Here is a 14,378-nt window from a genome sequence, read left to right on the forward strand (position 1 = left end):
GGTGAAGAACGACGGGCAGGAGCGGACCACGGCCAAGGGCACCATCTCGGTGCGCCTGGTCGGCGAGGCGCTGGTGGAATGGCGACGGCGCGGCGGCGCCGAGCGCGAGATCCTGGAAGCCGCCGGCATCGAGCCGGAAGTGCTCGGCAAACCCTACGCACGGGTCACCTCCCAGGCCTACTCGCGGCTCTGGCTGGATCTCGCCCGGCGGATGGACGACGAGTTCTTCGGCATGGACTCGCGGCGCCTGAAAAGCGGCAGCTTCGCCTTCATGAGCCGCTGCGCGATCCACGAGCCGACCCTGGAACCGGCGCTGAGCGGTATCCTGCGCTTCCTCTGCCTGCAGTTCGACGATCTCCAGCCGCGCCTGCAGCGTCGCGGCGGTCTGGCGGAAATCGTCGTCGACGAGGCGCCCGGGCGACATGGCCGGGCGCTGGCCTATTTCACCCTGTGGATGATCACCCATGGCCTGGCCTGCTGGCTGGTCGGCCGGCGCATCCCGATCCTCGCCGTCGACCTGCGTTGCCCGCAGCCGGACTACATCGAGGACTACCGGGTGATGTTCAGCGACAACCTGCGCTTCTCCCGTCCCGTCAGCCGCCTGCTGTTCAATGCCGACTGCCTGGCCCTGCCGATCCGTCGCGACAGCCGGGAGCTGCGGCGCTTCCTGCTCGGCGCGCCGGCCAACATCCTGGTCCGCTACCGCGATCCGCAGAGCCTGGCGGCGCGCGTCAAGGCCTACCTGCGCAGCCTGCGGCCGGAGCGCTGGCCGGACCTGGAGGCATTGGCCGGACACTTCTTCATGGCCTCCTCGACCCTGCGCCGCAAGCTGTCCCTGGAAGGGCAGAGCTACCAGGCGCTGAAGGACCAGGTCCGCCGCGACCTGGCCATCGCGCGGCTGGACGCCGGCGCGGCGAACTTCGCCGAACTGGCGCTGGAGCTGGGCTTCGCCGATGGCAGCGCGTTCCACAAGGCGTTCAAGAAATGGACCGGCTCTACACCCGGCCAGTACCGTGCGCAGATGCCGGTGGACGGAGGACGCTCGCCCCAGGGACAAAACTGATCCGCCCGGCCTGCTGTCCGCAACGCTCAGCCCACCCGCCGATTGCGCTATCCCGGGCATGGCGCAGCCCGTTCGGCGCGTCCCGGCGGCCCTCGACTGTCCAAACCGCTCAGGCAGATTGAAGCCTTTCGACATTGCCCCCTGCCGGCCCCGGCGGGAAGATTCCGCTTGCTCCGTACAAAAACAAGCCGAGGAGTCCTTGCAATGCGCGACTACGCCACCACCGCCGCCGGGTTCGATCTGCAGCGGACCGCCGCCGCCACGCTTTCCGGCACGCTTCAGGCGCTCAACGCCTGCGTCGAGTGCTGCGACCGGCATGCCCTGCCGGGACGGATCGCGTTGTTCTGGGAGGGCAAGGATGGCAGTCGCGCCAGCTACACCTTCAGCGAGCTGAAAGCGCTCTCCGGGCGTTTCGCCAATTTCCTCCAGGCCCAGGGCGTACGCCCGGGCGATTGCGTCGCCGGCCTGTTGCCGCGCACACCCGAGCTGCTGGTCACCATCCTCGGCGCCTGGCGCCTGGGCGCGGTGTACCAGCCGCTGTTCACCGCCTTCGGCCCGAAGGCCATCGAACACCGCGTGGCGACCGCCGGCAGCAAGGTGCTGGTCACCGACGCGGCCAACCGCGACAAGCTCGATGAACTCGCCGATCCGCCTCTGGCCGTCACCGTCGGCGGACCGAAGGGGCAGGGCATTCGTCGCGGCGATTTCAGCTTCTGGGCCGAGCTGGAGCGCTATCCGGCCGAATTCGAGCCGGTCCCGCGCAGCGGCGAGGATCCGTTCCTGATGATGTTCACCTCCGGCACTACCGGCCTGGCCAAACCGGTGCCGGTGCCGCTGAAGGCGATCCTCGCATTCGTCGGCTACCTGCGCGAGGCGGTGGACCTGCGCCCGGAGGACGCCTTCTGGAACCTTGCCGACCCCGGCTGGGCCTATGGCCTCTACTACGCGGTCACCGGTCCCCTCGCCATGGGCCACCCGACCACTTTCTACGAAGGCCCGTTCAGCGTGGAAAGCACTTGCCGGATCATCCGTGACTACGGCATCACCAACCTCGCCGGATCGCCCACCGCCTATCGCCTGCTGATGGCTGCCGGCGCGGCCGCGGAAGCTGCGCTGAAGGGGCGCCTGCGCGCGGTCAGCAGCGCTGGCGAACCGTTGACGCCGGAGGTGATCCGCTGGTTCGCCGAGCGGCTCGGCAGCACCATCCACGATCACTACGGGCAGACCGAGCTGGGTATGGTGCTGTGCAACCACCACGCCCTGGCGCACCCGGTACGGATCGGTGCCGCCGGTTTCGCCTGTCCCGGCCATCGGGTGGTGGTGCTGGACGACGCGCTCAACGAACTGCCGCCCGGCCAGCCGGGCATCCTCGCCCTCGACCGGCGGCGTTCGCCGCTGATGTGGTTCCCCGGCTACCAGGGGCTGGAGACCGCTGCCTTCGTCGGCGACTACTACCTGAGCGGCGATACCGTCGAACTCAACGAGGACGGCAGCATCAGCTTCGTCGGCCGCGCCGACGACGTCATCACCACCTCCGGCTACCGGGTCGGCCCGTTCGACGTGGAGAGCGCGCTGATCGAGCACCCGGCGGTGATGGAGGCGGCGGTGATCGGCAAACCCGATCCGGAGCGCACCGAACTGGTCAAGGCCTTCGTCGTGCTCTGCGCCGGCCACCGGCCGACGCCGGAGCTGGCGGACGAACTACAGCGATACGTGCGCCAACGCCTGTCGGCCCACGCCTACCCGCGGGAGATCGAGTTCCTCGAGGAGCTGCCGAAGACCCCCAGCGGCAAGATCCAGCGTTTTCTCCTGCGCAACCAGGAGATCGCCCGGCAACGCGAGGCGGCGCCCCTGGCGGCCGCCGCGAACTGATTCAGCAGGAGAAACGACGTGCGTATCGAAAATCGAGTGTTCCTGGTTACCGGCGGCAGCTCCGGCCTCGGCGCCGCCACCGCGAAGATGCTGGTGGAGCAGGGCGGCAAGGTGGTGCTGGCCGACATCAACGCCGAGGCCGGCGCGGCCAGGGCCGCCGAGCTTGGCGCCCAGGCGCGCTTCGTCAGGGCCGACATCGCCAGCGAGGCCGACGGCCGTCAGGCCGTGGCCACCGCCCTGGAGGCGTTCGGCGGCCTGCACGGCCTGGCCAACTGCGCCGGGGTGGCGCCGGCCGAGAAGGTCCTCGGGCGCAACGGCATACACGCCCTGGAGAGTTTCCGCCGGGTCATCGACATCAACCTGGTGGGCAGTTTCAACATGCTCCGCCTGGCCGCCGAGGCCATGTCCCAGGGCCAGCCGGACGAGGGCGGCGAGCGCGGGGTGATCGTCAATACCGCCTCGGTGGCGGCGTTCGATGGGCAGATCGGCCAGGCGGCCTATTCCGCCTCGAAGAGCGGGGTGGTCGGCATGACCCTGCCGATCGCCCGCGAGCTGGCGCGCTTCGGCATCCGCGTGATGACCATCGCCCCGGGCATCTTCGAGACGCCGATGATGGCCGGCATGCCTCAGGAGGTGCGCGACTCCCTCGGCGCCAGCGTGCCGTTCCCGCCACGCTTGGGACGCCCGGACGAATACGCCGCGCTGGTCCGGCAGATCATCGAGAACAGCATGCTCAACGGCGAAGTGATTCGCCTCGACGGCGCCATCCGCATGGCTGCCCGCTAAGCAGGAGGAACAGAACATGAACCGCGAAGACCCGATCGTCATCGTCAGCGCCGCCCGCACTCCCATGGGTGGTTTCCTCGGCGACTTCAAGGAGGTGAGCGCCGCGACCCTCGGCGCCGCCGCGGTACGCGCCGCGGTGGAGCGTGCGCGGCTGCAGGCCGACGAGGTGGACGAGGCCGTGCTCGGCTGCGTGCTCGCCGCCGGCCAGGGCCAGGCGCCGGCGCGCCAGGCGGTGCTCGGTGCCGGGCTGGCGCGCGGCACACCGTGTTCGACGCTGAACAAGATGTGCGGCTCCGGCATGAAGGCGCTGATGCTCACCCACGATGCGCTGCTCGCCGGCAGCGCGCGGGTGGCGCTGGCCGGCGGCATGGAAAGCATGTCCAGCGCCCCCTACCTGCTGGAGCGCGCGCGCAGCGGCTACCGCATGGGCCATGGCAGGGTGCTCGACCACATGTTCCTCGACGGCCTCGAGGACGCCTACGACAAGGGCCGCCTGATGGGTACCTTCGCCGAGGATTGCGCCGAGGCCTACGGCTTCACCCGCGAGGCGCAGGACGAGTTCGCCGTGGCCTCGCTGACCCGCGCGCAGAAGGCCATGCAGGAGGGTCGCTTCCAGGCCGAGATCGTGCCGCTGACGGTCGCCGCCGGCAAGACCGAGCGCCTGGTGGACAGCGACGAGCAGCCGCCGAAGGCCCGGCTGGACAAGATCCCGACTCTGAAGCCGGCGTTCCGCGAGGGCGGCACGGTGACCGCGGCCAACTCCAGCTCGATTTCCGACGGCGCCGCCGCGCTGGTCCTGATGCGGCTTTCCGAAGCCGAGCGGCGTGGCCTGGCGCCCTTGGCGGCGATCCGCGGCCATGCCTCCTTCGCCGACGCGCCGAACCTGTTCCCCACCGCGCCGGTCGGCGCGGTGAAGCGCCTGATGCAGCGCACCGGCTGGTCGCTGGGCGAGGTCGACCTGTTCGAGATCAACGAAGCTTTCGCCGTGGTCGGCATGGCGGCGATGCGCGATCTCGACCTCTCCCACGAGCGCCTCAACGTGCACGGCGGCGCCTGTGCCCTGGGCCATCCGATCGGCGCGTCCGGTGCGCGGATCGTCGTGACCCTGCTCAACGCCCTGCAGCAGCACGACCTCGACCGTGGTGTCGCAGCGGTCTGCATTGGCGGCGGCGAGGCTACCGCGCTCGCCGTCGAGCGCCTGCGCTGATGAATGCGTTGATGAAGAGGAGCCCGCGATGATTCCCCGTGAAGAAGAAGTCCAGATCCGCGACATGGCGCGACAGTTCGCCCAGGAGCGGCTGAAGCCGTTCGCCGCCGACTGGGACCGCGAGCATCGCTTCCCGGCCGAGGTGATCCGCGAGATGGCCGACCTCGGTTTCCTTGGCATGCTGGTGCCGGAGGAGTGGGGCGGCGCGCAGACCGGACACCTGGCCTACGCCATGGCCCTGGAAGAGATCGCCGCCGGCGATGGCGCCTGCTCGACCATCATGAGCGTGCACAACTCGGTGGGCTGCATGCCGATCCACAAGTTCGGCAGCGCCGAGCAGAAGGAGCGCTTCCTCCGTCCGTTGGCCACGGGGTCGATGCTCGGTGCCTTCGCCCTGACCGAGCCGCAGGCCGGTTCCGATGCCAGCTTCCTGAAGACCCGCGCGCGCCGCGACGGCGACCACTATGTGCTGAACGGCGCCAAGCAGTTCATCACTTCCGGCAGCCACGCGGGGATGGTGATCGTCTTCGCGGTCACCGATCCCGAGGCGGGGAAACGTGGCATCAGCGCGTTCATCGTGCCCACCGATACGCCTGGCTACGAGGTGGTGCGGGTCGAGGACAAGCTCGGCCAGCACGCCTCGGACACCTGCCAGTTGGCTTTCAACGACCTGCGCATCCCGGCTTCGCTGCGCCTGGGCGAGGAGGGCGAGGGCTATCGCATCGCCCTGGCCAACCTCGAAGGCGGCCGCATCGGCATCGCCGCCCAGGCGGTCGGCATGGCGCGCGCGGCGTTCGAGGCGGCGCGCGACTACGCCCATGAGCGGGAAACCTTCGGCAAGCCGATCATCGAACACCAGGCAGTGGCCTTCCGCCTCGCCGACATGGCCACCCGTATCGCCGTGGCGCGGCAGATGGTCCACCACGCCGCCAGCCTGCGCGAAGCCGGCCTGCCGTGCCTGACCGAAGCCTCGATGGCCAAGCTGTTCGCCTCGGAGATGGCCGAGGAGGTCTGCTCCGCGGCGATCCAGACCCTCGGCGGCTACGGCTATCTCAAGGACTTCCCGGTGGAACGCATCTATCGGGACGTGCGGGTCTGCCAGATCTACGAGGGCACCAGCGACGTGCAGCGCCTGGTGATCGCGCGCAGCCTATAGGGGCGACCATCCGCCAATTCCGCGGCCGACGTACGCCCAGGCCCGACGGCGCGCCTTCTCCCTCCAGGGGAGGGCGCGGTGAGGCACCTCGGAAGCAAACGCCTGGGCGTCGTTCGCCCTACGCTCCTGGGCAGCCGCTCACGCCGGCTGCGCCGCCTTGTTCTCGCGCGCGGTGACCTGCTGGCACAGCTCGATGATCTGTTCGCGCATCCAGCGGTTGGCCGGGTCCTGGTCGGTGCTCTCGTGCCAGTACAGATGGGTTTCCAGCTTCGGCACGTCGCTCACCGGCAGCGCCGCGTAGTGCAGGTCGTGGTGACGGGCGAAGCGCTCCGGCACGGTCATCGCCATGTCGGTCTGCTGGACCACCGTGGATGCCATCAGGTAATGCTGCGAGCGCAGCGCGATCTTGCGCTGGATGCCCATCTTGCCCAGCGCCAGGTCGATGTAGCCGAGGCCGCTGCGGCGGCTGGAGATATGTATGTGGGTCAGGCCCAGGTAGTCCTCCAGGGCCAGCTTCGGCTTGCCCGCCAGCGGGTGACCGCGGCGCATGGCGCAGACGTAGCGGTCCTCCATGAGCTTGACGTGGCGCACCTGCGGGTCGGTGTTCAGCGGCGCGTCGACGGCGAAATCGAGGCGACCGGCGGCCAGTTCCTTGGTGGTCTCGCGGCGCTTGGCGAGGAAGCTCTCGATATGCACGTTCGGCGCCAGGCGGCGCAGGCGCTGGAACAGCGGGGGGAGGATGACCGCCTCGGTGAGGTCGGTCATGCTGATGCGGTAGGTCTTGTTCGCCTGCTGCGGATCGAAGCTGCGGCTCTCCTGCACCGAAACCCGCAGCAACTGCAGCGCGTTGCGCACCGGGCCGATGATGTTCTGCGCCATCGGCGTCGGTACCATGCCCTGGGCGGTGCGCACGAAAAGCGGGTCGTTGAAGGTCTCGCGCAGGCGCGAGAGGGCGTTGGACACGGCCGGCTGGGTGATGCCGACGATCTGCCCGGCACGGGTCAGGTTGGCTTCGGTGTAGATCGCATCGAACACGATGAACAGGTTCAGGTCGACTTTGTTCAGGTTCATGGCACTGGCTCCGCGACTTTTCTTGTTATTGGGGGTTTGGATGACCCCCATATGGATCATGAATGTTCATGGACGGAAAAAATAGACTGGGCAAATCTTAAGCCCTGTTCCGGCATCGTTACCAGCACCTTTGTCCGATGCCTCGCCTGCCAACCCGTCAGAAGGTATCCCCCATGGATTTCGCCTATTCCCCAAGGTCCAGGAGCTGCGTGAACGCGTCAGCGCGTTCATGGAAGCGCATGTCTATCCCGCCGAGGCCGTGTTCGAACGCCAGGTCGCCGAGGGCGATCGCTGGCAGCCGACGGCGATCATGGAAGAGCTGAAGGCCAAGGCCAAGGCCGAGGGGTTGTGGAACCTGTTCCTTCCCGAATCCGAATATGGCGCCGGGCTGGCCAACCACGAGTACGCACCGCTGGCGGAAATCATGGGCCGTTCGCTGATCGGCCCGGAGCCGTTCAACTGCGCCGCGCCGGATACCGGCAACATGGAAGTGCTGGTGCGCTACGGCAGCGAAGAGCAGAAGCGCGCCTGGCTGGAGCCGCTGCTCAGCGGCGAGATCCGCTCGGCCTTCGCCATGACCGAACCGGGCGTGGCCTCGTCCGACGCGACCAACATGGAGGCGCGCGCCGAGCGCCAGGGCGACGACTGGGTGATCAACGGACGCAAGTGGTGGACCTCCGGCGCCTGCGATCCGCGCTGCAGGATCCTGATCTTCATGGGCCTGACCAACCCGGATGCGCCGCGCCACCAGCAGCATTCGATGATCCTGGTACCGGTCGACACCCCTGGGGTGAAGATCCTCCGACCGCTGCCGGTGTTCGGCTACGACGACGCGCCGCACGGCCACGCCGAAGTGCTGTTCGAGAACGTGCGGGTGCCCTACGAGAACGTCATCCTCGGCGAGGGGCGAGGCTTCGAGATCGCCCAGGGGCGCCTCGGCCCGGGCCGCATCCATCACTGCATGCGCTCCATCGGCATGGCCGAGCGCGCCCTCGAACTGATGTGCAAGCGCGCGGTCAGCCGCACCGCCTTCGGCAAGCCGCTGGCGCGCCTGGGCGGCAACATCGACCACATCGCCGATTCGCGGATGGAGATCAACATGGCGCGCCTGCTCACCCTGCAGGCCGCCTACATGATGGATACCGTGGGCAACAAGATCGCCCAGAGCGAGATCGCCCAGATCAAGGTGGTGGCGCCCAACGTGGCGCTGAAGGTGATCGACCGGGCGATCCAGATGCACGGTGGTGCCGGGGTTTCCAACGACTTCCCGCTGGCCTACTGGTACGCCATGCAGCGTACCCTGCGCCTGGCCGATGGCCCGGACGAGGTGCACCGCGCGGCGATCGGCAAGTTCGAGCTGGGCAAGTACGTGCCCAGGGAGATGCTGCGCAGCGGTCGTTGAGTGCCGCCAGCAAAAAAGGCCCGCATCCGCGGGCCTTTTTCATTCCGGGGCCTCGGCCCCTTTCTCTTCGGCGTTGCGTTCCAGCTGCCATGCGCGGCGGCTGTGCAGCAGGGCGGCGAACTCGCGAGCCGCCCGCTCGTTGCGGAAACAGATTCCGCGCGTACCCAGGCGGACCCGCCAGAAGGGTTCAGCGTGGGTGTCCAGACGTTCGATCCAGAGCGTTTTCGGCATGCGGGTCCTTGTCCTCGGCAGTGACTTTCGGCGTGCGGGTCTTCAGCAGGGACAGCAGGATGCCGCCCGCCAGAAGGCCGAAGGTTACGCCAAGCGAGAGGCCGGCGGGAATCTTGCCGATCACGCCGTGGAGCATGATCTTCGCGCCGATGAACACCAGGACCAGGGCCAGGGCGTACTTCAGGTAGACGAAGCGGTGGATCATCGCCGCCAGCGAGAAGTACAGGGCGCGCAGGCCGAGGATGGCGAAGATGTTCGAGGTATAGACGATGAACGGGTCCTGGGTGATGGCGAAGATCGCCGGCACGCTGTCCACCGCGAACACCAGGTCGGCCAGTTCGATCAGCACCAGGGCGAAGAACAGCGGCGTGGCGTAGCGCACCAGCTTGCCGCTGGCGTCCGGCAGGCGGACGAAGAAATGATGTTCGTGCAGTTCCTTGGTCACCCGCATGTGCTTGCGCAGGAAGCGCAGCACCGGGTTGTGCTCCAGGTCGGGTTCTTCCTCGTGCTTGTTGAACAGCATCTTCACGCCGCTGAACAGCAGGAAGGCGCCGAACACGTACATGATCCAGTCGAATTCCTTCACCAGCGCGGCGCCCAGGCCGATCATGATCGCCCGCAGGACGATGGCGCCGAGGATGCCCCAGAACAGCACCTGGTGCTGGTAGCGGCGGGGGATGCCGAAGAAACTGAAGATCATCGCCATGACGAACACGTTGTCCATCGACAGCGACTGCTCGACCAGGAAGCCGGTGTAGTATTCCACCGCGCTGGTCGGGCCGAAGGCGTACCAGACCCAGCCGCCGAAGGCCAGGCCGCAGGCGAAGTAGCCGGCGGACAGCAGCAGGCTTTCGCGCACGCCGATTTCGTGGTGGTCGCGTTGCAGCACGCCGAGGTCGAGAACCAGCAGGACGATGACGATGGCCAGGAAGGCCAGCCAGAACCAGGTAGCCGTACCGAGGAACGGTTCGGTGAGAAATGCATGCAGAGCTGCCATTGGGGCCCCCTCGCTTCGAATTGTCGGATAGTCATGTGACTCCGACATGGCGGTAATCGCTTACCGTCAGAGGGGCCCGCAGTCACCCGGGAAAAATAAACCAGCCTCCGGAGTACGGCAAAGCGTCGAGGTTACAAAGTGCTACAGCGGGAGGCGCTCAGTAGACCCATACCTCCACCCGCCGATTCTTCTGCCGGCCCGCTTCCTGTTCGTTGCTGGCGACCGGCAGCTCGTCGCCGAAGCCGACGATTTCGCGGAAGCTCACCCCGCCGCGGGCCAGCTCGCGGCGCACGGCCATGGCGCGCAGGCGCGAAAGCAGTACCGAGCGCTCGGCGTCGGACTTGGGGTCGCCGAAGCCGACCAGCACCGTCCGTTTGCGCATCTTCTGATTCTGCCGTAGGTAGTCGAGCAAACGCTGGACGTCGAGCAGTGCCTTGTTGTCGAGCAACGCGCTGCCTTCCTGGAAGCGGAAGTTCACCGTCAGGCGCCGCGCCTGTTCCGCCAGCTGGCGATACTCGGCGGGCATCTGCGGGCGCGGGGCGACCTGTACCGCCTGGATCCGCTGGGCGACGAAGCCGCTGCGGGTGACGATCGCCTGGCCGCGCGGGCTCTGGGCGAAGCGCACCAGGGCCTGCGCCCAGGGATTCTTCTCGCCGGGCTTCTGGTAGAGGAACAGGCGTCGCGAAAGCGGGTAGTCCTCGGTGGCGATCAGGCTCTCCAGCGGCGCCATCGGCAACGATTCGCCATCGGCGACGGCCAGCGGCCGGGCGCCGCCCACCGAGGCGACGCCGACGAAGCCGATGGCGTGCGGGTCGGCGGCGACCGCGGCGGACAGCCGGTCGTTGGATTCGAAGCGCCGGGCGTCGGCGGAGAGACTCTTGCCGTGGCTCGCCAGGACCAGCTCCCTGAAGGTGTCGTAGGTGCCGGACTGCTCGTCGCGGGCGTACAGGCGGATGGCGCCGCCCTTGCCGCCGAGCGCTTCCCAGGTGCGCACCTCGCCGGCGAAGACCGCCGCCAGCTGCGCGGTGGTCAGCGAGGCCAGCGGATTGTCGGGGTGGAGGATGATCGCCAGCCCGTCGATGGCGATCACCTGTTCGGCATAAGGGCTGCGCAGGTCGCCGAAGCCGGCCAGGGCCCGGGCCTCGCTGTCCTTGACCGGACGCGAGGCTGCCGCCAGTTCGGCGCTGCGTTCGAGCAGGGCGGCGAAGCCGGTGCTGGTGCCGTGGGCGGAAAGGTCCACCCGCACCTGGCGTCCGTCGGCCCCCCTTGCAATCAGGCGCAGCTCGTTCTCGCGCTCCCCGGGTGTGCGCTGGATGGCGTCGAAGCCTTCTTCTTCGAGCAGACCCTCCAGCAGCGCCGGCAACAGCTTCGCGCCGATGGTGTTGGAGCCCTGGATGTGCAGCGCCGGCGAGCCGTCCGGTGGAATCGGCAGCGGTTCGCCGGCGAATACCGTCCAGGGAAAGGCGTAACAGAGGAATCCGAGGAAAACCAGGCTCAGGGTACGGCTCCAGAGGTCTTTGTCACTGGCGCACTGGCGGTGTGGCATCGCGGGCATCGTCTTCTGTGGGGGAGGAATTTGCCGGCGAGATTAAGTCAGACGGGTGACGCTAAGGTTACAGCGCCTAGCGATCATGGCATTGCGCCATTCCTCGCTCAGAGAGTCGAGGACGGCACGCGTCTTGCCGGCCAGCTGGCGCGCCGGATAGAACGCGTGGATCGCCGTCTCGTCGGCCTTCCATTCAGCAATTCAACCAGGCGGCCTTCGGCCAGTTCCGCCTGTACGTACAGTCGTGGGATCAGGCTCAAGCCGAAGCCGGCGAGCAGGGCATCGCGCACCGCCAGGCTGGAGGACACCCGGTAACGCCCGGTGATAGGCATCGCTATGCGCTCGCAGTCCTTGCGGAAGGTCCAGCGGTCGGCATGGCCGGAGAGGCTGAAGCGGATGCACTCGTGCTCGCGCAGGGCCGCCGGCCGCAGCGGTTGGCCACGCTGCCCGAGGTAGGCCGGCGCCGCGAAGGGGCGCAACATGGAGCATTTCCGCGTGCGCATCGAGCCGTTCGGCGAGGTTGCGCTGGTCGCCCACCTGGAGCGCTTCGGCCTGGTCCGCAGGTGCCCGTGGAGAACCCTTCGGCGCCGAGGGTGACGGCTGAGTGCTGTACTTCCTCGATCCGGACGGGGCGAACTGAAGGGACCGCTGGCAAAGGGTTTCAACTGAGAGTGTCAATTCCTACTGAATATTAGGAATTTCCCTGCATATCTTTCCGAGCATTACCGCTAAGGTGCTGCCCCTGACGTGGATGCCCGGGCTCCGCGTCGCCATGCGGTTTTTACATTGTCGGTCGAGCGCCGCCCCTGCCCAGCGCGGGGGTGGCCGGCATGCTTTTGTCCGGCCGGTTGTCGCCGGAGCATGTGTGACCCGCTGCATCGCCAGTAAGGAGCAGTCATGAGCAGTTGGTACGAGTTGAAGGCAAACACCAGCGGAACCTTCCGCTTCCGTCTGAAGTCCGGGGACGGTTCGACTCTGCTGGAAAGCGGGCTATACGACGACCGCGAGACGGTCGAGAGGGCGATCGGGGAGTTCCGTCGTCACTGCGGCCAGGAGGAGCGTTACCAGAAGCTCATCCACTCGGGTGGGAAGAACTACTTCGTCCTGCGCGGTGCGGAGAAGGAGGTGCTGGTCACCAGCCACTTGTACGACTCCGAGGCGGCCCGGCGCGAAGCGATCAGCCTGATCGCCGAGGTCGGCCAGACCACCCTGGTCAAGGACGCCGCCTGAACACGGCGCAAGGCCCATCCGCGGATGGGCCTTTCTCGATGGCCCTCAGGCCAGTTCCAGCCAGATCGGCGCGTGGTCGGAGGGTTTCTCCATGCCGCGCAGGTCGTAGTCGATGCCGGCATCCCTGAAGCGTGATTGCAGCGCCCGGCTGGCCAGGATCACATCGATGCGCAGACCGCGTTTGGGGGTGTCCTCGAAGCCGCGGCTGCGGTAGTCGAACCAGCTGAAGCGGTCGTTCACCTCCGGGTTCAGGGCCCGGAAGCTGTCCACCAGGCCCCAGTTCTTCAGGGTCGCCAGCCATTCGCGTTCTTCCGGGAGGAAGCTGCACTTGCCGGTCTTCAGCCAGCGCTTGCGGTTTTCCTCGCCGATGCCGATGTCGCAGTCCTCCGGGGAGATATTGATGTCGCCCATCACCACCAGCGCCTGCTCGGGCTTGAAGCTGTTTTCCAGCAACAACTGGAGGTCGGCGTAGAAGCGCTGTTTGGCCGGGAACTTGGTCGGATGGTCACGATTCTCGCCCTGCGGGAAATAACCGTTCATCACGGTGAGCGGATTGCCCTGGGCATCGGCGAAGGTACCCCAGATGAAGCGCCGCTGGGATTCCTCGCCGTCGCTCGGGAAGCCACGATGCAGTTCCAGCGGTGCCTGGCGGGAGAGCAGGGCGACGCCATAGTGGCCTTTCTGCCCGTGGTAGTGGACGTGGTAGCCGAGCGCCTCGATCTCGGCCTGCGGAAACTGGTCGTCGGCGACCTTGGTTTCCTGCAACCCGATCACGTCGGGCTGGTGCCGCTCGATCAGCGCCGCCAGTTGGTGCGGCCGGGCGCGCAGACCGTTGATATTGAACGAGACGATTTTCATGGTGGGCGTCCTGGCAAAAACAGGAATGCTAGCCCAGCCGGACGTTTCCTGGCGACCCCGGAGGCGCTGTGCTAGTGTCCGCCGGTACTCGATGGCTGTGTGGCTGCGCGCTTTGCCGGCCCGGTGGTCTGCCGCGAACGGGGATGGCCCGGCCATCCACACGAGCAAACGCCGTGGCGCAGCCGCGCGTCGCTGCGCCGACGGCCGACAAGGAACACCCGTCCATGCCCGATCAGGTCACCGATATCCGTCTGCTCGACGACGGCTACAGCCGTGAAGTCCGTTCACTTTTCTACCACGCCTACCGCCACGAACCGACCTTCGCCTACCTGATGAACGCCCAGCGCGCCGGCTACGACCAGCGTGTGCGCGCCAGCGTGCGGGAGTTGGTCAACCGGCATCTCGGTGAGGAGTTGCCGGCCATCGGCCTGTTCATGGACGACCGGCTGGTGGCGGCGGCGCTGATCACGCCACCGCAGCGGCGCCTGGAGATCACTGAAAGCTGGGCCTGGCGCCTGCGCATGCTGTTCAGCGTCGGCCTGGCCGCCACCCGGCGCTACCTGGACTACCAGCGGGCGGTGCAGGCCTGCCTGCCACCCGGGCCGCATCATCGCTTGCCGATGCTCGGCGTGCACCCGGAGTTCCAGGGCCGGCAGATCGGCGAGCAATTGCTGGCGGCGGTGCAGCGCTGGTGCGCCGAGGACTCCCGGTCACAGGGGCTGGTGCTGGACACCGGCAATACGCGCTATCTCGATTTCTACCAGCGGCATGGCTACCGGGAGATCGGCGAGGTGACGCTGGGGGCGGTGCGCGAGCATGTCCTGCTGCATCCGGGGGCATCCTCGAACGCCGCCTGAGGCATGCCTGGGGTATGCGGAAAAACCATGCCTGTCAGGCGCTTGGCGTCATAAAACCAGAACGGCGGGAGGTCGTCGCCGGCGTCCGCGCAAATATGGACG

11 protein-coding genes and 4 pseudogenes are annotated in these 14,378 nt (G+C 67.5%); 9 read left to right on the top strand and 6 right to left on the bottom strand.

Annotated elements, in window-relative coordinates; genetic code table 11:
- The first annotated feature begins 1 nt into the window (after position 1).
- From B7D75_RS12390 to B7D75_RS12410, 5 genes are all read left to right on the top strand, one after another.
- On the top strand, positions 2-1,063 hold the full coding sequence (locus B7D75_RS12390; RefSeq protein ID WP_107114052.1) for an AraC family transcriptional regulator: 1,062 nt from the start codon (positions 2-4) through the stop codon (positions 1,061-1,063).
- Between the two features lie 204 nt (positions 1,064-1,267).
- Positions 1,268-2,935: an acyl-CoA synthetase gene (locus tag B7D75_RS12395; protein WP_003155000.1), complete on the top strand. Its 1,668-nt coding sequence runs from the start codon at positions 1,268-1,270 to the stop codon at positions 2,933-2,935.
- Between the two features lie 18 nt (positions 2,936-2,953).
- Positions 2,954-3,721 (top strand): 3-hydroxyacyl-CoA dehydrogenase, encoded by a 768-nt coding sequence (locus tag B7D75_RS12400; protein WP_012075518.1) that lies wholly within the window; start codon positions 2,954-2,956, stop codon positions 3,719-3,721.
- Positions 3,722-3,737: 16 nt separating this feature from the next.
- Positions 3,738-4,928: an acetyl-CoA C-acyltransferase gene (locus B7D75_RS12405; protein WP_058174218.1), complete on the top strand. Its 1,191-nt coding sequence runs from the start codon at positions 3,738-3,740 to the stop codon at positions 4,926-4,928.
- Positions 4,929-4,956: 28 nt separating this feature from the next.
- Positions 4,957-6,084, top strand: coding sequence for an acyl-CoA dehydrogenase family protein (locus B7D75_RS12410; protein WP_053817123.1), 1,128 nt, complete (start codon positions 4,957-4,959; stop codon positions 6,082-6,084).
- A 138-nt stretch (positions 6,085-6,222) separates the two neighbouring features.
- On the opposite strand, the gene B7D75_RS12415 is transcribed toward B7D75_RS12410, so the two are convergent.
- Complete coding sequence (locus tag B7D75_RS12415; RefSeq protein WP_003149336.1) at positions 6,223-7,155, bottom strand: LysR family transcriptional regulator; 933 nt, start codon at positions 7,153-7,155, stop codon at positions 6,223-6,225.
- Between the two features lie 173 nt (positions 7,156-7,328).
- Here B7D75_RS12415 and B7D75_RS12420 point away from each other — a divergent pair.
- Positions 7,329-8,557, top strand: a pseudogene (locus tag B7D75_RS12420) (acyl-CoA dehydrogenase).
- A gap of 39 nt (positions 8,558-8,596) precedes the next feature.
- Here B7D75_RS12420 and B7D75_RS12425 read toward each other — a convergent pair.
- From B7D75_RS12425 to B7D75_RS12440, 4 genes and pseudogenes are all read right to left on the bottom strand, one after another.
- Positions 8,597-8,788, bottom strand: coding sequence for a hypothetical protein (locus tag B7D75_RS12425; protein WP_003149340.1), 192 nt, complete (start codon positions 8,786-8,788; stop codon positions 8,597-8,599).
- Positions 8,745-9,785 carry a TerC family protein gene (locus B7D75_RS12430; protein ID WP_003149342.1) on the bottom strand — a complete coding sequence of 347 codons (1,041 nt, stop codon included), beginning with the start codon at positions 9,783-9,785 and terminating at the stop codon, positions 8,745-8,747. Before B7D75_RS12430 ends, B7D75_RS12425 begins: the two co-directional genes overlap by 44 nt.
- A gap of 157 nt (positions 9,786-9,942) precedes the next feature.
- A complete protein-coding gene (locus tag B7D75_RS12435) occupies positions 9,943-11,340 on the bottom strand; it encodes a substrate-binding domain-containing protein (protein WP_074197427.1) in 1,398 nt (465 codons plus the stop codon).
- 67 nt (positions 11,341-11,407) lie between these two features.
- Positions 11,408-11,798, bottom strand: a pseudogene (locus B7D75_RS12440) (LysR substrate-binding domain-containing protein); the annotation flags it as partial.
- Between B7D75_RS12440 and B7D75_RS29755 the strand changes: the two are divergent.
- Both B7D75_RS29755 and B7D75_RS12445 read left to right on the top strand, forming a co-directional pair.
- A pseudogene (locus tag B7D75_RS29755) lies at positions 11,788-11,932 on the top strand (VOC family protein); the annotation flags it as partial. The pseudogenes B7D75_RS12440 and B7D75_RS29755 overlap by 11 nt on opposite strands.
- Positions 11,933-12,228: 296 nt before the next feature.
- Positions 12,229-12,561, top strand: coding sequence for a YegP family protein (locus tag B7D75_RS12445; protein WP_034080455.1), 333 nt, complete (start codon positions 12,229-12,231; stop codon positions 12,559-12,561).
- A gap of 45 nt (positions 12,562-12,606) precedes the next feature.
- Here B7D75_RS12445 and xthA read toward each other — a convergent pair whose 3' ends face one another.
- A complete protein-coding gene (gene xthA, locus B7D75_RS12450) occupies positions 12,607-13,419 on the bottom strand; it encodes an exodeoxyribonuclease III (RefSeq protein ID WP_043099144.1) in 813 nt (270 codons plus the stop codon).
- A 143-nt stretch (positions 13,420-13,562) separates the two neighbouring features.
- On the opposite strand from xthA, the pseudogene B7D75_RS12455 reads away from it, so the two are divergent.
- Positions 13,563-14,276, top strand: a pseudogene (locus B7D75_RS12455) (GNAT family N-acetyltransferase).
- The last annotated feature ends 102 nt before the right edge of the window (positions 14,277-14,378 follow it).

It is taken from the genome of Pseudomonas paraeruginosa, from assembly GCF_003025345.2.
GTDB lineage: Bacteria > Pseudomonadota > Gammaproteobacteria > Pseudomonadales > Pseudomonadaceae > Pseudomonas > Pseudomonas paraeruginosa.

Excerpts from the sequence above, each read along its gene's own strand:
- xthA (WP_043099144.1), bottom strand. The coding sequence starts at position 13,419 with ATGAAAATCGTCTCGTTCAATATCAACGGTCTGCGCGCCCGGCCGCAC.
- B7D75_RS12415 (WP_003149336.1), bottom strand. The coding sequence starts at position 7,155 with ATGAACCTGAACAAAGTCGACCTGAACCTGTTCATCGTGTTCGATGCG.
- B7D75_RS12430 (WP_003149342.1), bottom strand. The coding sequence starts at position 9,785 with ATGGCAGCTCTGCATGCATTTCTCACCGAACCGTTCCTCGGTACGGCT.
- B7D75_RS12445 (WP_034080455.1), top strand. The coding sequence starts at position 12,229 with ATGAGCAGTTGGTACGAGTTGAAGGCAAACACCAGCGGAACCTTCCGC.
- B7D75_RS12395 (WP_003155000.1), top strand. The coding sequence starts at position 1,268 with ATGCGCGACTACGCCACCACCGCCGCCGGGTTCGATCTGCAGCGGACC.
- B7D75_RS12425 (WP_003149340.1), bottom strand. The coding sequence starts at position 8,788 with ATGCCGAAAACGCTCTGGATCGAACGTCTGGACACCCACGCTGAACCC.
- B7D75_RS12405 (WP_058174218.1), top strand. The coding sequence starts at position 3,738 with ATGAACCGCGAAGACCCGATCGTCATCGTCAGCGCCGCCCGCACTCCC.
- B7D75_RS12435 (WP_074197427.1), bottom strand. The coding sequence starts at position 11,340 with ATGCCCGCGATGCCACACCGCCAGTGCGCCAGTGACAAAGACCTCTGG.
- B7D75_RS12410 (WP_053817123.1), top strand. The coding sequence starts at position 4,957 with ATGATTCCCCGTGAAGAAGAAGTCCAGATCCGCGACATGGCGCGACAG.